At 69.7% G+C, this 22,165-nt stretch carries 16 protein-coding genes; 3 read left to right on the top strand and 13 right to left on the bottom strand.

Annotation, left to right across the window (positions count from 1 at the left end; all coding sequences use genetic code 11):
• Positions 1 to 2: 2 nt before the first annotated feature.
• Together A176_RS11820 and A176_RS11815 are read right to left on the bottom strand one after the other, a co-directional pair.
• Positions 3 to 1,850 (bottom strand): sensor histidine kinase, encoded by a 1,848-nt coding sequence (locus A176_RS11820; protein ID WP_002639440.1) that lies wholly within the window; start codon positions 1,848 to 1,850, stop codon positions 3 to 5.
• Positions 1,847 to 5,173: a response regulator gene (locus tag A176_RS11815; RefSeq protein WP_002639441.1), complete on the bottom strand. Its 3,327-nt coding sequence runs from the start codon at positions 5,171 to 5,173 to the stop codon at positions 1,847 to 1,849. The genes A176_RS11820 and A176_RS11815 overlap by 4 nt, the downstream gene beginning before the upstream one ends.
• A gap of 195 nt (positions 5,174 to 5,368) precedes the next feature.
• Between A176_RS11815 and lexA the strand changes: the two genes are divergently transcribed.
• A complete protein-coding gene (lexA, locus tag A176_RS11810; protein WP_044889069.1) occupies positions 5,369 to 6,037 on the top strand; it encodes a transcriptional repressor LexA in 669 nt (222 codons plus the stop codon).
• A 42-nt stretch (positions 6,038 to 6,079) separates the two neighbouring features.
• On the opposite strand, the gene A176_RS11805 is transcribed toward lexA, so the two are convergent.
• The 5 genes from A176_RS11805 to eno all read right to left on the bottom strand — a co-directional run bounded on the left by A176_RS11805 (position 6,080) and on the right by eno (position 11,678).
• Entirely contained in the window at positions 6,080 to 7,222 is a 1,143-nt protein-coding gene (locus tag A176_RS11805) for a tetratricopeptide repeat protein (protein ID WP_002639443.1), read from the bottom strand.
• A 15-nt stretch (positions 7,223 to 7,237) separates the two neighbouring features.
• On the bottom strand, positions 7,238 to 8,542 hold the full coding sequence (locus A176_RS11800) for an RAD23 family protein (RefSeq protein WP_226994287.1): 1,305 nt from the start codon (positions 8,540 to 8,542) through the stop codon (positions 7,238 to 7,240).
• 112 nt (positions 8,543 to 8,654) lie between these two features.
• Entirely contained in the window at positions 8,655 to 9,584 is a 930-nt protein-coding gene (locus tag A176_RS11795; protein WP_044889068.1) for a peptidoglycan DD-metalloendopeptidase family protein, read from the bottom strand.
• Positions 9,585 to 9,586: 2 nt separating this feature from the next.
• The gene (gene surE, locus A176_RS11790; RefSeq protein ID WP_002639446.1) at positions 9,587 to 10,375 is read right to left on the bottom strand and encodes a 5'/3'-nucleotidase SurE; all 789 of its coding nucleotides are present in this window, start codon (positions 10,373 to 10,375) and stop codon (positions 9,587 to 9,589) included.
• A 4-nt stretch (positions 10,376 to 10,379) separates the two neighbouring features.
• Entirely contained in the window at positions 10,380 to 11,678 is a 1,299-nt protein-coding gene (gene eno, locus A176_RS11785) for a phosphopyruvate hydratase (RefSeq protein ID WP_002639447.1), read from the bottom strand.
• A 79-nt stretch (positions 11,679 to 11,757) separates the two neighbouring features.
• Here eno and A176_RS11780 point away from each other — a divergent pair, with 79 nt between their 5' ends.
• Positions 11,758 to 12,828, top strand: coding sequence for an ADP-ribosylglycohydrolase family protein (locus A176_RS11780; protein WP_226994286.1), 1,071 nt, complete (start codon positions 11,758 to 11,760; stop codon positions 12,826 to 12,828).
• A gap of 102 nt (positions 12,829 to 12,930) precedes the next feature.
• Here the strand turns inward: A176_RS11780 and A176_RS39300 are convergent, their stop codons facing one another.
• The 4 genes from A176_RS39300 to A176_RS11765 all read right to left on the bottom strand — a co-directional run bounded on the left by A176_RS39300 (position 12,931) and on the right by A176_RS11765 (position 15,424).
• Positions 12,931 to 13,107 (bottom strand): hypothetical protein, encoded by a 177-nt coding sequence (locus A176_RS39300; RefSeq protein WP_002639449.1) that lies wholly within the window; start codon positions 13,105 to 13,107, stop codon positions 12,931 to 12,933.
• A 424-nt stretch (positions 13,108 to 13,531) separates the two neighbouring features.
• Complete coding sequence (locus A176_RS11775) at positions 13,532 to 13,957, bottom strand: type II toxin-antitoxin system RatA family toxin (protein ID WP_002639450.1); 426 nt, start codon at positions 13,955 to 13,957, stop codon at positions 13,532 to 13,534.
• Between the two features lie 42 nt (positions 13,958 to 13,999).
• A complete protein-coding gene (gene glpX, locus A176_RS11770) occupies positions 14,000 to 14,965 on the bottom strand; it encodes a class II fructose-bisphosphatase (RefSeq protein ID WP_002639451.1) in 966 nt (321 codons plus the stop codon).
• Between the two features lie 30 nt (positions 14,966 to 14,995).
• Positions 14,996 to 15,424 (bottom strand): acyl-CoA thioesterase, encoded by a 429-nt coding sequence (locus A176_RS11765; protein WP_002639452.1) that lies wholly within the window; start codon positions 15,422 to 15,424, stop codon positions 14,996 to 14,998.
• Between the two features lie 98 nt (positions 15,425 to 15,522).
• On the opposite strand from A176_RS11765, the gene A176_RS11760 reads away from it, so the two are divergent.
• Complete coding sequence (locus A176_RS11760) at positions 15,523 to 17,136, top strand: alkaline phosphatase family protein (RefSeq protein ID WP_002639453.1); 1,614 nt, start codon at positions 15,523 to 15,525, stop codon at positions 17,134 to 17,136.
• A gap of 39 nt (positions 17,137 to 17,175) precedes the next feature.
• Here the strand turns inward: A176_RS11760 and nadC are convergent, their stop codons facing one another.
• Entirely contained in the window at positions 17,176 to 18,060 is an 885-nt protein-coding gene (nadC, locus tag A176_RS11755; protein WP_002639454.1) for a carboxylating nicotinate-nucleotide diphosphorylase, read from the bottom strand.
• Between the two features lie 11 nt (positions 18,061 to 18,071).
• On the bottom strand, positions 18,072 to 22,139 hold the full coding sequence (locus A176_RS11750; RefSeq protein WP_002639455.1) for a valine--tRNA ligase: 4,068 nt from the start codon (positions 22,137 to 22,139) through the stop codon (positions 18,072 to 18,074).
• Positions 22,140 to 22,165: the final 26 nt, after the last annotated feature.

Genomic DNA, 22,165 nt, shown 5'->3' with positions numbered 1-22,165 from the left:
TATCACGCCTTCGGCAGCTTCACGGTAAAGCAACTGCCCTGCTCGACCTCCGAGCGGACCTCGATGCTACCGTTCGCCTCCGTCACCATGCGCCAGGCCACGCTGAGGCCCAACCCCACGTTGGACCACACGTCCTTGGTGGTGAAGAAGGGCTCGAAGATGCGAGGTCGGATGTGGGCGGCGATGCCCTTTCCTGTGTCCTCCACCTCCACGTAACCAATGCCGTCGGCCTCGCCCGTGCGCAGCGTGAGCCGCTTCTGGGGCGACTTCAGCATCGCGGTGCGCGCGTTGGACACCAGCGCCAACACCACCTGGGACAGGTGTCCCGGGTCCGCTCGCACGCGCGCCATGCCGTCGCTCAACACGCTGGTCAGCACGATGCCGTCGCTCCGCAGTTGATGCTCGGTGAGGCTGAGCGCGTCGCGCACCACGGCGTTGAGGTCCACGGAGCGCAGCTCCGCGCGCTCGCGCTGCTGGGAGAAGCGCAGCAGGTTCTGGGTGATCTCCTTGCAGCGCTTGGCGCTCTGCTCAATCTTGCGCAGCGTCTCCACGTCGGGGTCCGAGGAGCCCCGGTCCAGCATCAGCAACTGCACGTTGCCCAGGATGCCGGCCAGCGGGTTGTTGATTTCGTGCGCCACGCCCGCGCCGAGCTGTCCCACCGCGGCCAGCTTCTGCGCCTCCACCAACTGCGCCTGGGCCGCCTTCAACTCCGCGGTGGCCTCGTCCACGCGGACGCGCAAGTCGTCGTTCCAACGCAGCAGCCGGCCGCGCGCCGCCTCCAGCTCCTCGCCCATGCGGTTGAAGGTGGTGGCCAGCTCGCTCAGCTCGTCCTGCCCCGTCACCGTCACCCGCTTGTCCAGCTCGCCCCGGCTGTACGCCTCCGCGCCGCGCATCACCTCGGTGAGGCGCACGTTGAGGCGGCGGGTGAAGAGCGCGCCCAGGCCCAGCAGCACCAGGAAGGTGCCGCCAATCGACATCAGCACGGTGCGCCGCATCGCGTGGACGGGCGCCAGCGCGGCGTCCTCGTCCACCGTCACCAGCACGTCGAAGCGCATGCCGTGTGGCACGCGCGCCACGCTGATGCGGCGGGCGGGGGACTCCAGCCGGAAGCTGCGCACCGCCTCCGCCAGCGGCACGGCCGGCCCCAGCAGGTGCGCGCTCAGCTCGGGCGCCAGCACCTGGCCCTTGCGCTCAGACTCCGTGCTGGCGAGCACGCGCCGTTCTTCATCCACCAGGTCGATGCGCCCCTGCCCTTCCCCCAGGCGGCGGCGCAGGACGGACTCCAACGGATGAAGCACCAGCTCCGCCACCGCGAAGGGTGCGCGCTCTCCGTCCGCGAGCTTCACCGCCACGGCCACCGCCGAGCGCCCGTCGTCCGACTGGACATAGGCGGTGCCCAGCGCCGCCTGGCCCTTGCCACCCCCTCGCAGCGTCTGCACGGGCATGGAGCGGATGAGCTTGTCCAACGAGTCAGGGGAGAAGGCCGGGTGTCCGTCCGCGGCCTGCGCCCGGAAGACGGGCGTGCCCAGCGGGCGGCCTTCCGCGTCCAGCTTCAGCACCACGCTCAACGCGGGGGACTGGCCGTACAGAAGGCGCAGCGCGCCCTGCGTCTCGTCTTCGCTCGCGGCCTGCCAGTCGAGGAGCTCGGCGGAGCGGGCCAGGGCCTCCACCACCTCCATCATGGAGGCGCCCACGGCCTCGGCCGCCGAAGAGGCCTGCGCCCGCTGCTCCGCGTCGATGCGGGCCGCGAGCGTGGCCTCGGCGCGCGAAAGCAACAGGAAGCCCACCGCGGCCAGGGGAAGCACCGTCGCGGCGAGCATGAACAGGACGAGTTGCTGGTAGAGCCTCATCCGGCCGCGGAGCGTACCACCCGCTCCAAGTCACTGCGCAGGAACACCGAGCCGGCGATGGCCTTGGCGCGCTTCTTCATGTCCGCGGCGCGGCGAGCCAGCTCCGCGTGGTCCTGCGTGCCGTCGGTCATCACCGCCACCACGGACACGCTCATGATGGGGAACTGCCGCTTCTCCCCGTAACGGTCCTCCGCCTCGATGTGCCCGCGCTCGCGGTCCTGCCGGTCGTAATAGAGCGGGATGATGCGGTCGAACGTCTCGATGGCCTTCTGGCAGATGCGGTCCACCGAGTCCGTGGAGGTGATGAACACGAAGTCGTCACCGGCCACGTGGCCCAGGAAGTCCCCAGGCGCGCCGTCCTGGGCGAACACCTCGCGCATCAGGTCGCCCGTCTGGCGCACCACGCCGTCCGCCTTCGCGAAGCCGTAGTAGTCGTTGTAGGCCTTAAGGTTGTCCAAATCCAGGTAGCAGAAGGCGAAGGGCCGCCGCAGCGACAGCCGCCGCTGCACCTCGCGCTCGATGGCGGTGGAGCCCGGGAGCTGCGTCGTCGGAGAGGCCGACAGCTCCTGCTCCTTGCGCCGCATGACGCTCTCCACGCGGGCGCCCAGCTCCAACGCGTCGAAGGGCTTGGTGAGGTAGTCGTCGCCGCCCAGCTTGAGCGCGCGCACCTTGGAGGACGTCTCCGCGCGCGCGGAGATGAAGATGACGGAGATGTGGCCACCGGCGCTCTCCGCCTTGATTTCCTCCAGGAAGACGAAGCCGTCACCGTCGGGCAGCGTGACATCCAGCAGCACCACGTCCGGACGGCGCTCGCGCAGGGAGCGGCGCCCTTCTTCGATGGAGCCCGCCAGCGCCACGTCGAAGCCGAGGTTCTCCAGCACCTCGCGGCAGATGGCGGCGATCTTCGTGTCGTCGTCCACCACCAGCACCCGGCCATGCGCCGGGCCCTGGCGTCCACGAACCAGCGAGTCCACCGTGGCCATCAGCTTGTCCGCCGCCAGCGGGCGCACGAGGAAGGCGTCCGCCCCGGCGCGGAAGGCGCGCTGCCGCTCGTCGAAGGCGGAGGACACCAGCAGCGGCGCGCGGCGCGTCTCCGGGTCGTGCCGGAGAATCTCCGCCAGCCGCAGACCGTCCACGTCCGGCAGACGCACGGACACCATCACCGTGTCCGGATCATGCCGGCGCGCGGCGGACAGGCCGTCCTCCGCGTTGAAGGCCACGCGCACGTCATAGCCACGGCCCACCAGGAGCGCCTTGGCGATGTAGGCCACCTCCGCCTCGCCGTCGATGACCAGCACCCGGCCCCGGCTCTCCTGGCGGCGCGGGAGCTGGATGGCGTCGGCCACGTCGTCCTGGCGGCGCAGCTCGGGGGGCGGCTCGGTGGGCAGCACCACCATGAAGCGCACGCCGTCCGAACACGGTTCGCACCAGATGCGGCCGCCGTGGGCCTCCACGATGTTGCGGCAGATGGCCAGCCCCAGGCCGGTGCCGCGCACGGTGCGGTTGGCCTTGGTGCGCGCCTGCTCGAAGCGGTCGAAGATGCGCTCCAGGCTCTCCTCCGCGATGGGGTCCCCGCTGTTCCAGCAGGACACCACCACGTAGCCCGGCAGGCTGGAGGTGGCGTGGACGCCCACGCGAACCTCGCCCTCCTCCGGGGTGAACTTCACCGCGTTGTTGAGCAGGTTGTTGAGGACCTGGTCCAAGCGGTTGGGGTCCACCAGCACGCGCAGCGGGTGGCGCGGCAGCAGCGGCTTCACCGCCACGCGCTTCTCGCTGAAGGCCGGCCCGTACTTCTCCACCACGCGCTGGACGAGCTCGTCGAGGTACGACACCTCGAAGTTCATCCGCAGCCGGCCCTTGGCGAACTTCGACAAGTCCAGCAGGTCATCCACGATGGCGTTGAGCTTCTCCGTGGAGTCGCGCGCCAGCGACAGGTAGCGCCGCTGCCGGTCGTTGATGTCCCCGGCCATGAAGTTCAGCACCAGGTCCAGCGCGCCGGAGATGGACGTGAGCGGCGTGCGCAGCTCGTGGCTGACCATGGAGACGAACTCGTCCTTGCGCTCCTCCAGCCGCTTCTGCTCGGTGATGTCGCGCAGCACCACGCACACGCCGCGCAGCGTGCCGCGCGCGTCCGTCACCGGCGTCACCGTCGTCTGGACGTGCCGGTCGAAGAGCTTCACCTCCTCGCGCAGCACCTGCCCGCCGCCGTACTCCCAGCCGCGCACCAGGTGGAACGGCTGGAAGCCCAGGCGCTCCTCCATCAGCCGCGTCGTCTGCTCCTCGGGGTTCTCCGCGTGCAGCAGCCGCCGCGCCGCCGGGTTCATCACCACGACGTCGTTCTTCTCGTCGGTGAGGACCACGCCGTCGGCCATGGACTCCACCATCCGCTCCATGCGGTGGCGGGCCTCTTCCTCGGCCGAGCGCAGGGACTGGATGGCGTCCGCCGTCTGGTTGGCGAGCACGTCCAGCAGGACGCCGTCATCCTCGGAGAACGCGTCCGGCCGCTGGCTGAACAGCGACAACATGCCCACCGGCCGCCCACCCGCCACCAGGTTCACCGTGAGCTGGCTGGGGTAGATGGACGGGGCCGCCGCGTCCTGCGTGGTGGTGCCCGCCACGCGGGTGATGACGCGGTCCTCGGGCAACAGCAGGCCGCTGCTCTTGCGGTAGGCGCCGAGCATCGACTCCTTCACGCCCAGGAGCGCCTGCTCGCCCACCACGCCATGGCAGCGCAGCCGCAGGGTGGCGCTGCGGGCCTCGTCCGGAGCGATGAGCGCCGCGCCGCAGTCGTACGGCAGCACGCGCGCCACGGCGATGAGCACGCGGTCGATGATGTTGTCGTAGCTGGCCGGGTCGTTCGCGCTGGCGCGGCTGACCTCGTACAGGACGAAGAGCGCCTCCACGCGCTGGTGGAGCTGGCGGATCAGCCGCTCCTTGTCCTTGCGAAGCTGCGTGTACTCCACCGCATTCTTCACGGTGATGAGCAGGTCGTTCACGTCCCAGGGCTTGGTGATGTACCGGTACACCTGCCCCTGGTTGATGGCCGCGATGATGTCGTCCGGGTGCGTGTACCCCGTCAGCAGCAGCGCGGTGACGTCGAAGCCCTCCGAGCGCGCCGTGGCGACCAGCTCGATGCCCGTCATCTCCGGCATCCGCTGGTCCGTCACGAGGACGTCGACTGACTCCTTTCTCAGGATTTCCAGGGCGGCGGAGCCGCTTCGGGCCGTGAGGACGCGATACCGGCGCTGAAACATCCGGGTGAGGATGTCCAGGACGTCGGCCTCGTCGTCGACGAAGAGCAGCGTGTGGCGGAGCTCGGACAAAGCGGAAGAAGTGTACGTCGAGTTCGCCGTCCCACCTCAAGAAGTGAGAAACAGGACGGTCCGTGACATACCGGGAGTGCGCGGTGTGACAGCGGACGAGTTGACTCTACACGTCTGTTCAGGGAGAGTGACACTGAAAGCCTGTTGCCTGGGGGAACGACTCCCCGGCTGGACGGCAGACGGGTGAGGGAGCGCATGGAAGAGCTCACGGAACGCCAGCGCGAGATTCTCAGCTTCATCGTCAAGGAGACGGAAACCCGGGGCTTCCCGCCGACGATCCGCGAGATCGGGGAGCACATGGACATCCGCTCGACGAACGGCGTGAACGACCATTTGAAGGCCCTGGAGCGCAAGGGCTACCTGAACCGGGGCGAGCAGCAGAGCCGCTCCCTGGTGCCCACCAAGCGCGCGAGGCTGCTGCTCGGCCTGGGGATGCGCAAGGACTCGGGCATGGTGGAGATTCCCCTGCTGGGCAAGGTCGCCGCCGGCGCGCCGCTGCTCGCGCAGGAGAACATGGAGGACTCCGTCAAGATCGACAGCTTCCTGCTCGGAGGCGTGAATGGCCGCGAGGTCTTCGCCCTGCGCGTGAAGGGCCAGTCGATGATTGACGACGGCATCCACGACGGGGACTACCTCTTCGTGAAGAAGACGCCGTCCGCGCAGCCGGGTGAAATCGTGGTGGCCCTCATCGAGGACGAGGCCACGGTGAAGCGCTACTACCCGGAAGGCGACCGCATCCGCTTCCAGCCCGCCAACGCCACCATGCAGCCCATCTACGTGAGCCGGGCGGAGTTCCGGTCCACCATGATTCTGGGTCAGGTGGTGGGCGTGTACCGGAAGCTCCAGGCCGCTCGGGCGCCGTAGTCCCCCACGCCGCTCCGGGCCTCGTTCAGGCCCGGGCGGGGCTCACGGGCACTTCTTGAGGGTGGCGTCCGCGGCGGTGGCCCGTGCGCAGGCGGCCTGGAGGATGCCCTTGTCCTTCAGCTCCTGCGCCAGCCGCGCCGTGGTGACGTGCAGCTCGGCGTCCTTCGCCTGGTCCGCTTCCGCGCTCAGGCCGGCCAGGATTCGGAGCGCGTCCGGCTTGCGCTCCATGGTGACCAGCAGGTCGGCCAGCTCCCGCAGCTCGCGCATGTCCTGGCCCGAGGCGGACCCCAGCGCGGCCTCCAGCTCCTCCTTCGCCGCCGACTTGTCCTTCAGCCCCAGGTAGAGGCGGGCCAGCGCCACGTGGACGATGGCGCGATCCCTCACGCGCAGGGACTCCTTGTAAGCGGAGATGGCGTCACCGGGCTTGTCCAGCTTCGTCTGGATTTCGCCGACGAGCTCCCACAGCGTCGGATCCCTCGGCGCGCGGCTGGCCGCGTCCCGGTAGGCGTTGGCGGCCTCGGGCAGGTTGCCCGCGTGGACCAGGCCATCCCCCAGGGCGGAGAGCACTTCGGCGGTGTGGATGCCGTCGTCCACCGCCTTCTGCGCCACGGTGAGGACCTCCGCGTGGCGCCGCTGCTCCGTCAGGACGTCCAGCGCGCGGATGACGAGCGCGGACTTCTGCTCCGGCGAGGGCGCCGCGCCGGCCGCGAGCGTGAAGTGCCGCACGGCGGCGTCATGCTCGCCCTTCTTCAGGTACAGGTCGCCGAGCGACTCCAGGGCGTTGAAGTCCTGGGGGAAGAGGGCCAGCGCCTTGCGCAGCGAGCTCTGGGCCTCGGCCACCTGGCCGAGCTGGGCCTGGATGAAGCCCAGGCGGCTCCAGTTGGTGGAGCGCTTGGGCTCCAGCTTGAGGGCGGCCTCGAACTCCGCCGCGGCCTCCGTCAGTCGGCCCATGGACAGGTACACCTCGCCGCGCGCGGCGGGCAGGCGCGGGTCGTCCGGGGCGAGCTGCTTCATGGCCTCGAAGGAGGCCAGGGCCGCGTCGAAGTGCCCCTGGAGGTACTCGGCGGTGCCTTTGACGTAGAGGCCCTCCGCGTGGTCCTTCGGCTTGACGCGAGGCGTCTCGTCGTCACAGCCGGTCAGGGCGAGCAAGGCAATCAGGGAGAGGGCGCGCGGTCGCGGGAACATGGGAGGCTCCGAAGCTCAGAAGTGGTACGCGATGCCTGCGTTGAGGTCCAGGTTGAGGCCGTCACCCAGCTTCGAATCGGCCAGGCCCAGCACCGCCTGGGCCACGTTGGTCCCCAACTCCAACTGGAATCCCACCTTGCCGGCGATGAGGTACTCGAGCCCCGCGAACCCGATGACCGTGGGCAGCGGTCCCGTGGACTGGAAGATACCGAAGTCGCCGAAGGAGAGCTGCACGCCCAGGCCGAAACCCCAGTAGGGCCGCAGGGAGCGCTCCAGGTTGTGGTAGTGCCGCGCGCCCACGACGCTGGGCAGCACGTTGAGGCCGCTGCGCACGCCCTCCTGGGTGGAGCGCACGTAGTTGAAGCCGACCTGGATGAAGCCGACCCATTCGGGGTGGAACCAGTAGCCCACCTCGATGTCGCCGCCCGGGTTCACCGCGGACAGCTTGTCGATGAAGTTGTTGTTCACGCGCAGGCCCAGGAGCAAGCCGCCGCCCCCGGTGCGCGACGAGCCGCCCAGCAGCGGGCGCGCCGCCACGGACTCCTCGGGGGAGACGAGCACGGCGAAGAGCTGGTCGGACACCGCCTTCGCGGTCCGCAGCAGGTCCTCCGCGTCATCGGCTTCGGCGCGAGGACGCGCGAGGCTCCGGCCCTCCGTGGTGTCGAGTAGGTTGGCGGTGAGCAGGTAGTGGTCACCGAAGCGGTCCAGCCGGCCCGCGACGACGTACCGGGCGCCGGTGAGCTTCACCAGTTCCTCGACACAGTCCCCCCGCTCGCAGGATTTCAGGCCCTCGAGCTTCTTCTGTCCCGCGGCGTCGAGCGCCGACTCCACGTCCCATTGGGAGAGGACGCGCAGCTTCGATGACTCCGCCAACCGCGACGTGATGAGGGAGGTGACGCCAGGGGCCGCGTCGCGCCCCGCGTCGTTGGACTCCAGCATGAGCACCGCGACGGCGGCCGTGGCCGCGACCCCGGCAGCATCCGTGGCGACCGCGGCGGCAACCTCCGCCCCGACCGCTTCCGCGGCCCCATCACTCGTGGGGGACTCCGGCGACGCGGCCTCGGGCGAAGAGGCGTCCGGGGTGGGCTCCTTGCCCGTCGTCGTGTCGGAGCCCACGGGCGCCGCGCTCGGCGAAGGCGCTCCCGTTGAGGCCGTGCCCGTCAAGGGCGCGCTCAGGGACTCCGCGCCCGGCGGCGTCTCCCGCCTCGCCACGCTCTGTGGCGCCTCAATCGACGGCGCCTCCGTCATGAGCGCACGGGCATGTGCCGCCGAAGCGAGCACGACGAGAACGGGGCACCACCGGAACCAGGAACGTGACACGGGCGGCACTCTACCCTCACCCGGGCCCGGCACGAGCGCCCGGCTGCACGATCCCAGCGGACCTTTCTCCCAGGATGGCGCCAGGGAGCCGGGCAGGCCCTCGCCTCCTCGCTCAGGAGGACGGCATCGTGCCGAGGTACTCCAGAGGATCCACCGGCCGTCCATCCAACCGGACCTCGAAGTGCAGGTGCGGCCCGGACGTGCGGCCAGACTCGCCCACCGTCGCGATGACCTGCTCCCGGCGGACCTTCTGCCCGGTGCGCACGCGCAAGTCCTTGTTGTGGGCGTACAGCGTAATCAGCCGGTTGGCGTGCTCGACGATGACGATGTTGCCGTAGCCCCGCTGCTCGCCCGCGTAGAGGACCGTGCCTTCCTGCGCCGTCTTCACGGGTGTGCCCGAAGGCGCCGCCAGGTCGATGCCGTCGTGCGGCTCCTTGCCCTTCTTGCCGAAGCGGCCGTACAGCACGCCCTTCAGCGGCCAATCCAACATCCCCTGCGTGGCCAGCCGGGGGCGGGACGCGCTTGCCGGGCGTGTCTGCGGCCGGCTCCGCGAGGGGGGCTCCTCGCGCCGCCCCGCGGTGGGAACACTGCGCCGGGACGCCGTGGACGTGGAGGCCCGCACCGGCTCCGCGTCGGCCTCCGCCAGCGCCTGCACCGTCACGTTGCGCTCGACGCCGGGGATGGTGAGCTCCTGCCCCACCGCCAGCGTCCAGGGCGCCTTGATGCCGTTGGCCGAGCCCAGCTCGTCCACCGTGAGGCCGTACGTCTTGGAGATGCGATACATCGTCTCGCCCGCGGCGACGACGTGACGCACCGACACCAGCTCCGGCTCGGCATGCGCGCCGCGCAGGTTGAACGGCAGCGGCGTGGTCCGCTCGGCGGTGTCCGCGGCCTGGGCCCGTGGGGCGTCAGGCGCGGGGTCCAGTCCCGTGTCCGGGCCGGCCCCGGAGGAGACCCGGGTGCCCACGCAGCCGCTCAACGTCACGGCCAGGAGGAACACCCGGAGCGCCCCAAGCGCTCGGCTGGACACGCACGACGCCAACGCTAGGCACCCTCCGGTTCGTGCCGGAGGAAACCATCGACCTGCCACCCGGAGAGGTCCGGGAGGCGGCCGTGGTCCGTCAGCTCGAAGTGCAGCGGAGTGACGGAGACGCGCTTGTCCCGGAACACGGCATTGCAGTCGCTGCCCGGGATGTCCTCGTGCTGGTAGTCGCTGCCGCCAATCCAGTAGTACTTCCGGCCGCGCGGGTCTTCGTTCTCCACCACCTCGAAGCCGTACGAGTGACGACCCTGACGGGTGACGACGTAGCCCTCCGGCTCCACGCCTCCGGGGATGTTCACGTTGAGGAGCATCCTGGGCGGCAGCGGCCGGGACAGCGCGCTGGCCACCAGCGACCGGGCGAACCGGGCGCCCGGACCGAAGTCGAACGTACGCCGGGACACGAGGCTGAAGGCGATGGCGGGGACGCCCAGGAGCGCACCCTCCATCGCCGCGGCCACCGTGCCGGAGTACATGATGTCTTCGGCCAGGTTCGCGCCGTGGTTGATGCCGGAAACCATGAGGACCGGGCGATCATCCTTCAGGAGATGGTTGATCGCCAGATAAGCGCAGTCCGCGGGCGTCCCATCGACGGCGAACCACCGCTCCCGCACCTCCTTGATGCGCAGGGGGCGGTGCAGGGAGATGGCGTGGGAGGCGGCGCTCTGCTCCCGGTCGGGAGCCACCACCCACACCTCGCCCAGGGGGCTCACGGCCTCGACCAGCGCCTGGAGCCCCTCGGAGAAGTAACCGTCGTCGTTGGAGACGAGGATGCGTCTGGGCTTGTCGCTCACGGGCTCACTTCTTCTGGTTCAGGGCGCGGAACACCGACTTGCCAGCGTAGCGGGCCGAGGCCCCCAGCTCGCCTTCGATGCGCAGCAACTGGTTGTACTTGGCCACGCGGTCGGAGCGGGACGCGGAGCCCGTCTTGATCTGCCCGCAGTCCAGGGCCACCGCCAGGTCGGCGATGGTGGTGTCCTCCGTCTCGCCCGAGCGGTGGCTCATGACGGACGTGTACCCGGCCCGGTGCGCCATGCGCACGGCGTCGAAGGTCTCCGTCAGGGTGCCAATCTGGTTCACCTTCACCAGGATGGAGTTGGCCGTGCCCGTCTCGATGCCGCGGCCCAGGCGCTCCACGTTGGTGACGAAGAGGTCGTCGCCCACCAACTGCATGCGCGAGCCGAGCGCGTCGGTGAGCTTCTTCCAACCGTCCCAGTCATCCTCCGCCATGCCGTCTTCGATGGAGATGATGGGGTAGCGCTCCGAGAGGCCACGGTAGTACTCGAGCAGGCCCGTGGAGTCGTACTCCTTGCCCTCGCCCTTGAGCTTGTACTTCTTGCTGCCCTTGTCGAAGAACTCGCTGGCCGCCACGTCCAGGGCCAGGAAGAGCTGCTCACCGGCCTTGAAGCCCGCCTTGTCGATGGCCTCCATGATGAGCTTCAGCGCTTCTTCGTTGGCCGGCAGGTCCGGGGCGTAGCCGCCCTCGTCGCCCACGCCCGTGGCCAGCTTGCGGTCCTTGAGGATCTTCTTCAGCGCGTGGAACACCTCCGCGCCCCAGCGAAGGCCCTCCGCGAAGGACGAGGCGCCCGCGGGCACCACCATGAACTCCTGCACGTCCACGCGCGTGTCCGCGTGCGCGCCGCCGTTGAGGATGTTCATCAGCGGCACCGGCAGGGTGCGCGCCTGCACGCCGCCCACGTACCGGTACAGCGGCAGCCCGTGCGCGTCCGCGGCGGCCCGCGCGGCGGCCATGGACACCGCGAGGATGGCGTTGGCGCCCAGCTTGCCCTTGGTGGGCGTGCCGTCCAGCTCCAGCATCCGCTGGTCCACCGCGAACTGGTCCGCCGCGTCCGTGCCAATCAGCGCCGGCGCGAGCACGTCCACCACGTTCTTCACGGCGTTCTGCACGCCCTTGCCCAGGTAGCGCTTCTTGTCGCCGTCACGCAGCTCGATGGCTTCGTGCTCACCGGTGGACGCACCGGACGGCACCGCGGCGCGGCCACGGGCGCCACCGGCCAGGTGGACCTCCGCCTCCACGGTGGGATTGCCACGAGAGTCGAGCACTTCGCGCGCCAGAATCTGAGAAATCTCGGTCATAGGCGGCCGTTTCTAGAAGACCCCCCCGGGAGGGGCAAGCGTGGTCGCAGGTCGCGCTGCTACAGTGTCCACCCGTCGAATGCCTCCGCCCCAACGCCGCCCCGCCGTGAAGGGGCCTGATCCTCTGCTCGCACAACGGCGCCGCGGCGCGCTGCTGGGCATGGCCGTGGGCAACGCGCTGTCCGTCCCCACCGCGCACCGGCCCTTCATGGCCGTTTCGTTTCCCAAACAGGCGGAGGGCCCCTACTTGAAGTTGATGGGCGGCGGCCCCCACGAGCTGCGCCGGGGCCAGGTGACGGAGGAGGTCCAGCTCGCGGCCTGCCTGGGCCACAGCCTGCGCGCCCTCCGACGCTACGACGCCGCGGACGCACTGCGTCGTTACCGCGCGTGGCAGCCCCACGCCTTCGACGTCAGCGAGCCCATGAAGGACGTGTTCGAGGACTGCGACACGTCCGGCTTCCCGCCCCTGGGCGCGGGGCGGCGCGTCTGGCTGCGCGCGTACCGCCAGCCCGCGGGCGCGGGGAGCCTGTCGCGCACCGCGCCGCTGGGCGTCTACCTGGCGGGTGACGCCGCCGCGCGCACCCAGGCGTCCCTGGAGGACTCCGCCCTCACCCACTTCGACCCGCGCTGCCAGCTCGCCTGCGCGGCCTTCAACGCGGCCATTGGCCACGCCGTCACCCACGGCGCGGGCCTGAAGGCGACGGACCTCATCACCGCCGCGGAGTCCGGGCTGCTGCTGGCGGGCGCGGCGCTCGGGCGCTCCGCCGCGGACCACGTGCAGGAGGTGGGCTTCGCGGCCAGCCTGCTCCGGGAGGACCTGGCGGCGGCCCAGCAAGAGGACCCCATGCTCTACGGGCCGGAGCTGCACCTCCACCGCGCCCAGCACGCGGTCCGGGTCGCCTTCCGGCTGGCCTTCTGGGAGCTGCTCCACGCCCCCAGCGCGGAGGCCGCCCTCCTGGACGTCGTCCACCGGGGAGGCGACACGGAGGCCCACGCCACGATTACCGGCGCGCTCCTGGGCGCCTTCCATGGCGAGCAGGCCCTGCCCGAGGAGTGGCGCCGACAGGTGCTGGACGCGCTGGCCACCGTGAAGGGGCCGCTGTGGGAAGTCTACCACCCCCGCCACCTGCTGGCGCTGACGCAGGGCTGAGGCGGCGGCTGGATGCACGAAGCCCGCGGGGCCGTCCTGGGAAGGACCGCCTCCGCGGGCTCGGGGACACACGGGCGCGGCTGTCAGGCCGCGCGCCCGAGGTCAGGACAGCAGGTCGATGACCACCACGCCCCGCTGGGGCTTGTCGTCTTCCGTCTCGGTGCGACGGCGAGGACGGTCGTCCGGGACGGGGAGCGGAAGCTCCACCACCGGCCGGTCGTGCTCCTCACGGCGGCGCTCACGGCGCTTGATCTCTTCGATGATGAAGGCGTCGAGCATGGGTCTTCGTCTCCCTCAGCCTACGTACCCCGATGTACGCCCATCCCGCCCCAATACCATTTCCACCAATATCAGATGCAAATTAAGAACCCCGGTTCTTCGCTGGGTACGTTGCAGCCATCTCGCACGGTTGCTCGTCTGCCACCCGACACCTGGGGCAGGTCACCCCGGGCAGAAATGTCGTGGAGGCCGAAAATCCCGTCGGGACGGTGTTCATTTTAATGCCCTCGATGCAGCCCGCAAGCGGACCGTCCCATGGGCATACTCCCCATATCCCGTGTGGCAACCGGCGTTTTGCCGGCCCCGCCCGGCCGCCTGCTGCGACGCACCCGGGCATTCCGGGTCCGCGAAGACTTCGGGCGGCCTGCGAGCGACGGTGGGGTCGCCCGCGAGCCGCCCGGGGTGTGACATCAGGACACCGATGTCAGGGGGCCTCGAAGCGGCGCTTGAAGGCGTCCAGCATCTTGGGGAGGGACGTCTCCACCAGGGCGGAGACAACGCTCTTGGGCACCAGGGCGCCCAGTGCCATCTCCACCGTGTAGGTGGCCTTCGTCTGGTTCTCTCCCTGCGCCTCCAGGACCCAGCTCCCCTGGTTGTCCTTCATGAACTCGCCCTTGATGTAGGTCCAGGACATGCGGGTGGGACGCTGCTCCGTGACGCGGATGGAGTAGTTGATGGTCTTCACCACATCCACCTTGTAGTGGACGTCCACCGTGTTGCCCTGGCGGTTCTCGGTCCGGATGCCCTTCACCTCCGGCAGGAACTCCGGGTAGCGCTCATACTGGGTGACGACGTCGAAGACCTTCTCGATGGGGGCGTTGACGACGATGGTGCGTGAAGCGCCAGGCATGGGTTCCTCCAGAGGGGCGTGAGGTGAAGTGGGTGCCGCGTCCTAGAAAGCGTACCCCGGCTTCTTGTCGAACTTGTGCACGGACTGGATGAAGCGGACGGTGCCCGTCTTGCTGCGCATCACGACGGAGTGCGTCTCGCAGCCGCCGCCGAAGAAGCGCACGCCCTTGAGGAAGTCGCCGGTGGTGACGCCCGAGGCGGCGAACATGACCTCGCCCTTGGCCAGCTCCTCGGCGGTGTAGATCTTCGAGATGTCGGTGATGCCCATCGTCTTGGCGCGGTCGATTTCGCCCTGGTTGCGGGGAACGAGCCGGCCCTGCATGTCACCACCGGTGGCGCGGATGGCCGCCGCGGCGATGACGCCCTCGGGCGCGCCGCCGATGCCCATCAGCACCTCCACGCCCGTGCCCTCGAAGCACGTGGCGATGGCGCCGGCCACGTCACCGTCCTCGATGAGCCGGATGCGGGCGCCCGCCGCGCGAATCTCCTTGATGAGGTCGGTGTGCCGCTCACGGTCCAGCACCACCACCGTGAGGTCCTCCACGTAGACCTTCATCTTCTCCGCGATGGCGCGGAGGTTCTCCGTGGGCGACTTGCGCAGGTCGATGGCGCCCCGGGCGCGCGGGCCCACGGCCAGCTTCTCCATGTACGTGTCGGGGGCGTTGAGCAGCCCGCCCTTGCCCGCCATGGCCACCACGGCGATGGAGCCCGGCCGGCCGTAGGCGCACAGGTTGGTGCCCTCCAGCGGATCCAGCGCGATGTCGACCTCGGGCGCGCCCTCGCCCCGCTTGCCCACCTTCTCACCGATGTAGAGCATGGGCGCCTCGTCGCGCTCGCCCTCACCGATGACGACGGTGCCATCAATCTGCAGCGCGTCGAAGGCGCGGCGCATGGCGTCCACGGCGGCCTGGTCGGACTCGTCCTTGTTGCCGCGGCCCATCAGTCGCGCGGAGGCGATGGCCGCCATCTCGGTGACGCGCACGACCTCCATTGCCAGGTTGCGATCCATGTGTGTGCTCCTTGGGTATGCCGGAAGGGTTCAGGTGGAAGTGGAAGAGCCTGGGGAAGGCTCGGGTGTTTCGAGCAGCCGGATGAGGGTGTCCGGCAGCCGCGTCGGCTTGCCATCGCGCCCCACGCAGGCGTGACGGGTCATCCCGGTGCAGAGCAGCGTCCGTGGCGCACCGTCGCGGAACAGCGCGTAGGTGAACACGATGGACGCGCGGCGCAACTCGCTCACGGTGGTTTCAATGACCAACACATCGTCGTACCGCGCGGATGCCTTGTACTGACAGCTCGCCTCGGCCACCGGTAGCAGGGCACCCGAGCGCTCCAGCTCGGCGTAGCTGCCACCGCGTGCGCGGAAGTACTCACTGCGCGCGAACTCGAAGTAACGGAAGTAGTTCGCGTAGTAGACGACACCCATCTGATCGGTATCGCCGTAGATGACGCGAAGACGGGCCTCGACCATGAAGGGGCCGACCCTAACAGCGCGATGTGCCGCGTCCAAGCTGTCACACGCGTTGTTGGTTGCTTCTCACCATCTCGCCAGAGATGGTTCTCGTCCCAATGATTCGCGCATTCGTCCTCGCCGTGGCGCTGACCGCCCTGCCCGCTCTTGCCCGCCCTCCCCGGCTCACGCTCGTCATCAGCGTGGACGCGCTCAGCAGCGACGTGCTGCTGCGCAACCGGCACCGGTTGAAGGGGGGCCTGGGCCAGCTCCTCGCCCAGGGCGCGTACTTTCCTTATGCGCGCTACGGCTACGCCGAATGCCGCACCGCCCCGGGCCACACCACGCTGTCCACGGGCGCCAACCCGTGGCGTCACGGCATCGTGGACAACCGGTGGGTGGACCGCTCCACGATGACGCGCGTGCTCGCCTTCGCGGATGACGCCCACCCGGTGCTGGAGGTGCCGCAGACGCCGGGCCAGGACGCGGGCCCCGCCCACATCCAGGCGGAGACGCTGGCGGACCGCCTGCGGGTGGCGACGCAGGAGCGTGGCAAGGCGGTGGCGCTGTCCATCAAGTCCCACGCCGCCATCCCCCTGGCGGGCCGCGCGGGCCAGGCGTGGTGGTTCAACAAGACGGTGGGCAAGTTCGTCACCGGCACCTGGTACACGAAGGAGTTCCCCGAATGGGTGAAGGCGCTCAACGCGCGCAAGCTCCCCGAGGCCTCCTTCGGCAAGAAGTGGGAGCTGATGCGGCCCGCCTCGGAGTACGTGGGCGAGGACGAAGGCCCCGCCGAGGCGGATGTCTACGGGCTGGGCCGCACCTTCCCGCACCCGCTGGACGGCGGGCTGCCCTCCCCGGGGCCCACCTTCTATTCGGCGTTCGCGCTGTCGCCGGACTCCCATGACTTTCTGGTGGAGGCGGCCAAGGCGGCCATCGCCGGCGAGGGCCTGGGCAAGGACGACGTGCCCGACCTGCTCGCGGTGAGCTTCAGCGGAACGGACCTCGTCTTCCATGAGTTCGGCCCGTACTCGTGGGAGATGCAGGACACGCTGCTGCGGTTGGACCGGGCGATGGGGCAGCTCATCGCCGCCGCCGAGCGCGCCGCGGGAGGCCGGGGGAACCTGGTCATCGCGCTGTCCGCGGACCACGGCGGCGCGGCGGCCCCGGAGCAGTGGGCGGCCACGGGCCTGCCGGCGAAGCGGGTGAACCCCACGGAGCTGGCGATGGGACTGACGCAGGCCCTGAGCCAACAGTTCGGGGGCGACGTGACGGCCACGCTCGAGCAGTTGGACGTGTACCTGGGCGGCAAGACGCACCAGGGCGGCGCGGTGGATGCAGCGGTGCGGCGAGCCGCGGCGGCCTGGATGGCGAAGCAACCGGCGGTGGTGATGGCCGTCGCGAGCGATGACCTCTTCACGTCACCGGACATCGCGGGCTACCTGCCGCGCATGCGCAAGAGCTACTTCGCGGGCCGCAGCGGGGACGTGCTCTTCATGGTGCGCCCCTTCCACCTGCTCTACGGCAGCGACGCGGGCACCAGCCACGGCACGCCGTACGCCTACGATGCCCAGGTGCCCATGGTGTTCGCGGGCAAGGGCATCAAGCCGGGGACCTACTTCGAGGAGATTGACCCCGTGGACTTCGCGCCCACCCTGTCCGCGCTGCTGGAGATGGGGATGCCCGCCTCCGCGGAGGGCAAGCCGCGCTTTGAGGTGCTCACCGGGAAGTGAGCGAGGCGCCTGGGCCAGGCGCCTCCCCCGATTCGCGCGCTACGCCGGCTTCGCCTGCTTGGCGCGCGCGGGCCGCTTGGCGGCGGCGGAGATTTCCAGCGACAGGTCCATGGCCCGCGCCGAGTGCGTCAGCGCGCCCATGGACACGAAGTCGATGCCCAGCTTCGCCAACCGGGGCAGCCGGTCCAGCGTGACGCCACCGGAGACCTCGAGCGGCACGCGGCCGGCCGTCAGCTTCACGGCCTCGCGAATCTGCGCGTCGTCCATGTTGTCGAGCATCACCACGTCGGCGCCGTGCTCGAGCGCCTCGGCCAACTGCTTGAGGTTGGTGACCTCGATTTCAATCTTGCACAGCCGGGGGCCGTTGAGCTTCGCGCGGCGCAGCGCCTCCGCGATGGAGCCCCCCACCGCGGCGATGTGGTTGTCCTTGATGAGGACGCCATCGAAGAGGCCGAAGCGGTGGTTGGACGCGCCGCCCATGCGAACGGCGTCCTTGGCCACGGTGCGCATGCCTGGCGGCGTCTTGCGCGTGTCCAGGACGCGCAGCTTGGAGCCGCGCACCGACGTCATCGCCTGCTGAGCCAGCGTCGCGATGCCCGCCGCCCGCTGCACGATGTTGAGCGCGGTGCGCTCCGCCGCGAGCAGCGAGCGCATCCGGCCGTGACACCGCGCGGCGACCATCTTCGGTTTGATCTCCTGACCGTCGCGGCGGAGCACTTCCACCTCGACGTTCGGGTCGACCGTCTTGAAGACGCGGACGAAGGCATCCAGGCCCGCGAGCACCAACTGTTCCTTGGCGACCAACTCCGCGCTGCCCTCGTAGTCAGGAGGAATGAGGGCCTGCGAGGTGACGTCACCCGCCGCCCCCAGGTCCTCATCGAGAGCGAGCGCGATGAGCCGGTCGAGGTAATCCTGCTGCTGCACGTCTCCTCCTGCTACCGCCGGGTCTTGGCCCGCGCCGTGGGTTTTGCCCGGGTGGTTTTTTTCGCCGCCGCCTTCTTGGCGGGGGCCTTCTTCGCCGGAGCCTTGCGGCCCGCGGCCTTCTTCACCGCCGGCTTCTTGGCGGCAGCAGCACCCTTCTTCGCCGCGGTCTTGGCCGGGGCCTTCTTCGCGGCCGACTTCTTCGCAGCGGCCTTCTTCGCAGCGCCCTTCGCGCCCGCCGACTTCTTGGCGGAGCCCTTCACGCCCGCCGACTTGGCTGGGGCCTTCTTGGCAGTGCCCTTCGCGCCCGCCGCCTTGGCCGAGGCCTTCTTGGCAGTGCCCTTCGTGCCCGCCGCCTTGGCCTTGGAACCCGCCGCCTTGGCCGAGCCCTTCGCGCCTGCGGCCTTGGCAGTGCCCTTCGAACCCGCCGCCTGGGCCTTCGAACCCGCCGCCTTGGCCGAGCCCTTCGCACCCGCAGCCTTGGCCGAGCCCTTCGAACCCGCAGCCTTGGCCGAGCCCTTCGAGCCCGCCGCCTTGGCCGGAGCGGTGGTCACAGCCGCCTTCTTGGCCGAGGCCTTCTTGCCACCCGCCTTCTTCGCGGGAGCCTTGCTGACCGGAGCGGTGGACTCCTCATCGGAACCCGAGACGGCCTCCACCACCGTGTCCTTCGCGATGGACGAAGCCTTCTTCACGGCAGCAAGGGCGGCCTTCACCACGGCCTTCGCGGTGGACGCCACCGACGGCTCGGACTCGGTCTCCTCCGCGGCCTCGGTCATGCCCGGAACCTCGCGAGCATCACCGCCAGCGCGCGCGGTGTTGAACTCGCGCATCGCGTCGTCGACCAGCCCCATGCTCATGTACGCCACGCCGAGGTCATGGTGGTCAGCGGGAGACAGACCTTCCTTGGTCCCCGCGCGAAGCTTCGCCAGCGCGTCCTGCACCTGAGGATCCGCGACCTCCGGCGCACCGCCCGCGGCCTCGAGCTCGTCCTTGAGCTCCTCCGCCAGGTCGACGCTCCCTTCCTCTTCCGCGTCCGGAGTGGCCTTCACCTCGGCCGGAGCGGCGGCGTCCTCCTCCTCCTCGGTGGACTCGGCGAGCGTCTCGTACTCGGTGCCCGCCTCGGCCGCGGGCGGCGCCTCCACCTCTAATGGAGCCCCCTCGGGCGGCGTGGTGGGCTCCTCGGTCACGACGTCAGCCTCGGTCGCGATGTCGGCTTCAGTCGCGATCTCAGCCTCGGTCGGGGGAACGGTCTCGGTCGGCGGCGCTGCGGGCATGGCGGGCTCCGGGGCAATGCGCTGCAGATGGTCCTGAAGCTTGGCCGCGCGCTCCTTCAACTCCTCCACGCGGGCGCGGTCCTTCTCGACCACGTCCGGGGGCGCCTTGGCCACGAAGTTGGGATTCTCCAGCTTGCGCAGCACACCGGCGGCCTCCTGCTCGGTGCGAGCGATCTCCTTGCGCAGGCGCTCGCGCTCCGCGTCGAGGTCGATGAGCCCCGCCAGCGGAACGTAGATTTCCAGGTTCGTGCCCACGAAGGCCGCGGCCTGCGGAGGCTTGGTCCCCGGCGCGCCAATCTCGACGTCGGACAGGCCGGCCAGCGGCATCAGGTACGCGCGCCAGCGCTCCAGCAGCTCGCGGGTGCGAGCGTCCGGGCTCTGCACCACGGCCTTCACCTTGGTGGCGGGCGACAGGTTGCTCTCACCACGGATGGTGCGCAGGCCCTCGATGGAGGCGATGACCGGGGCCATCTCCGCCTCGGCGGCCTCGTCCAGCAGGTCCGCCTCCGGCTCCGGGTACGAGGCAATCATGATGCTGTCCACCGGACGGGGCATCGGCAGCTTCTGCCAGATCTCCTCGGTGATGAACGGCATGAACGGGTGGAGCAGCCGCAGGATGCGGTCCAGCGAGTAGACGAGCACCGCGCGCGTGGAGTCCTTCGCCACGTCGTCCGTGCCGTACAGCGCGCCCTTCGCCAGCTCGATGTACCAGTCGCAGAACTCGGCCCACAGGAACTGGTACAGCGTGGAGGCGGCCTCGGCGAAGCCGAAGGTCTCCAGCGAGGCGCGGGCCTCGGTGGTGGCGCGCTGGAGCCGGGACAGAATCCAGCGGTCCGCCAGCGTCAGCGAACGCTCCTTCAGCGGGCGCGCGTCCAGCGTGAACTCGCCCATGTTCATCAGGGCGAAGCGGCTGGCGTTCCACAGCTTGTTGCAGAAGGCCTTGTAGCCACCGAGCCGGTCCATGGACAGCTTGATGTCCCGGCCCTGCTGCGTGAGCGACGCGAGCGTGAAGCGCAGCGCGTCCGCGCCGAACGCCGGCATGCCCTGCGGGAACTTGTTCTTCAGCGTGGGCGCGAGCTTGTCCGCGGTGGCGCCGAGGATGACGTCCAAGGGGTCGATGACGTTCCCCTTCGTCTTGGACATCTTCTCGCCCTTCTCGTCGCGCACCATCGCGTGCAGGTACACGGTGCGGAAGGGCACATCGTTCATGAAGTGCAGGCCCATCATCATCATCCGGGAGACCCAGAAGAAGATGATGTCGTGGCCCGTCTCCATGACGGACGTCGGGTAGAAGGTCTGCAGCTCCGGCGTGTTGCGCGGCCAGCCCAGCGTGGAGAACGGCCACAGCGCGGACGAGAACCACGTGTCCAGCACGTCCGGGTCCTGGATGAACGTCGACCCGCCGCACTTGGGGCAGGACGTGGGCTGCTCACGCGCGACGATGGGCTCCGCGCGCGCGAAGTCCACGCCGCCCACCTTCACCGTCGCGGCGTCCAGCGGCAGGTCCGTGTCGTCACCCAGACGCGGGCTGCACGCGGTGCAGTAGTACGCGGGAATCTGGTGGCCCCACCAGAGCTGGCGGCTGACGCACCAGTCGTGGATGTTGCGCATCCAGTGGAAGTACGTGTTCGTCCACGACTCCGGGACAAACTTCGTGCGGCCCTGCTCCACCGCCTCGATGGCCGGCTTCGCCAGCGGTTCAATCTTCACGAACCACTGCGGCGACAGGCGCGGCTCCACCACCGTGGCGCTGCGCTGACACGTGCCCACGGACAGCTTGTGCGGCTCTTCCTTCTCCAGCAGGCCCTGCTCCTGGAGGTCCGCCAGCACCTGCTTGCGCGCCTCGAAGCGGTCCAGGCCGGCGTACTTGCCGGTCTCCTTCGTCATCCGCGCCGCTTCGTCCAGGATGGACAGCATCGGCAGCTTGTGACGCAGGCCCGTCTGGTAGTCGTTGAAGTCGTGCGCGGGCGTCACCTTCACCACGCCGGTGCCGAACTTCGGATCCACCAGCTCGCCGTCCGCGATGATGGGAATCTCACGGCCACTGAGCGGCAGCACCACGTGCTTGCCAATCAGGTCCTGGTAGCGCTCGTCCTCCGGGTGCACGGCGACGGCGGTGTCGCCCAGCATCGTCTCCGGGCGCGTGGTGGCCACGGTGAGCGTGCGGTCGGAGTCCTTGACCGGATACCGGATGTGCCAGATGGAGCCGTTCTTCTCCTCGTGCTCGACCTCCAGGTCGCTGAGCGCCGTGCGGCACGAGGGGCACCAGTTGATGAGCTTCTGGGCCCGGTACATCAGGCCCTGCTCGTGCAGCCGGACGAAGACCTCGCGCACCGCGGCGGAGGACTGCGCGTCCATGGTGAAGCGCTCGCGGCTCCAGTCCAGGGACGCGCCCAGGAACCGGTGCTGCTCACCGATGCGGGCGCCGAACTTGCCCTTCCACTCCCAGACGCGCTCCAGGAAGGCCTCGCGGCCCAGGTCGTGCCGGCTCTTGCCCTCCGTCTTCTTCAGCTCCTTCTCCACCACCATCTGGGTGGCGATGCCGGCGTGGTCCGTGCCGGGGAGCCACAGGGCATTGAAGCCGCTCATCCGCTTCCAGCGGGTGAGGATGTCCTGGATGGTGGCCGTCAGCGCGTGACCGATGTGCAGGCTGCCCGTGACGTTGGGCGGCGGCAGCACGATGGAGAACGGCGGCTTGTCGGAAGGCGCCTCCGCGCGGAAGTAGTTGCGCTCCAACCAGAACGCATAGCGGCGAGCCTCGACCTCGGTGGGCTCGTAGGCCTTCGAAAGTTCAGTGGTATCGGTCATTGAAAACGGCCGGCCCCGGAGACCGG

The organism is Myxococcus hansupus (genome assembly GCF_000280925.3).
In the GTDB taxonomy this organism is placed as follows: domain Bacteria; phylum Myxococcota; class Myxococcia; order Myxococcales; family Myxococcaceae; genus Myxococcus; species Myxococcus hansupus.
The sequence above is the reverse complement of the archived record's forward strand: the minus strand, read 5'-3'. Positions and strand labels throughout refer to the sequence as shown.

Excerpts from the sequence above, each read along its gene's own strand:
- A176_RS11820 (WP_002639440.1), bottom strand. The coding sequence starts at position 1,850 with ATGAGGCTCTACCAGCAACTCGTCCTGTTCATGCTCGCCGCGACGGTG.
- lexA (WP_044889069.1), top strand. The coding sequence starts at position 5,369 with ATGGAAGAGCTCACGGAACGCCAGCGCGAGATTCTCAGCTTCATCGTC.
- A176_RS11805 (WP_002639443.1), bottom strand. The coding sequence starts at position 7,222 with ATGTTCCCGCGACCGCGCGCCCTCTCCCTGATTGCCTTGCTCGCCCTG.
- eno (WP_002639447.1), bottom strand. The coding sequence starts at position 11,678 with ATGACCGAGATTTCTCAGATTCTGGCGCGCGAAGTGCTCGACTCTCGT.
- A176_RS11780 (WP_226994286.1), top strand. The coding sequence starts at position 11,758 with ATGCCTCCGCCCCAACGCCGCCCCGCCGTGAAGGGGCCTGATCCTCTG.
- A176_RS39300 (WP_002639449.1), bottom strand. The coding sequence starts at position 13,107 with ATGCTCGACGCCTTCATCATCGAAGAGATCAAGCGCCGTGAGCGCCGC.
- A176_RS11775 (WP_002639450.1), bottom strand. The coding sequence starts at position 13,957 with ATGCCTGGCGCTTCACGCACCATCGTCGTCAACGCCCCCATCGAGAAG.
- glpX (WP_002639451.1), bottom strand. The coding sequence starts at position 14,965 with ATGGATCGCAACCTGGCAATGGAGGTCGTGCGCGTCACCGAGATGGCG.
- A176_RS11765 (WP_002639452.1), bottom strand. The coding sequence starts at position 15,424 with ATGGTCGAGGCCCGTCTTCGCGTCATCTACGGCGATACCGATCAGATG.
- A176_RS11760 (WP_002639453.1), top strand. The coding sequence starts at position 15,523 with ATGATTCGCGCATTCGTCCTCGCCGTGGCGCTGACCGCCCTGCCCGCT.
- A176_RS11750 (WP_002639455.1), bottom strand. The coding sequence starts at position 22,139 with ATGACCGATACCACTGAACTTTCGAAGGCCTACGAGCCCACCGAGGTC.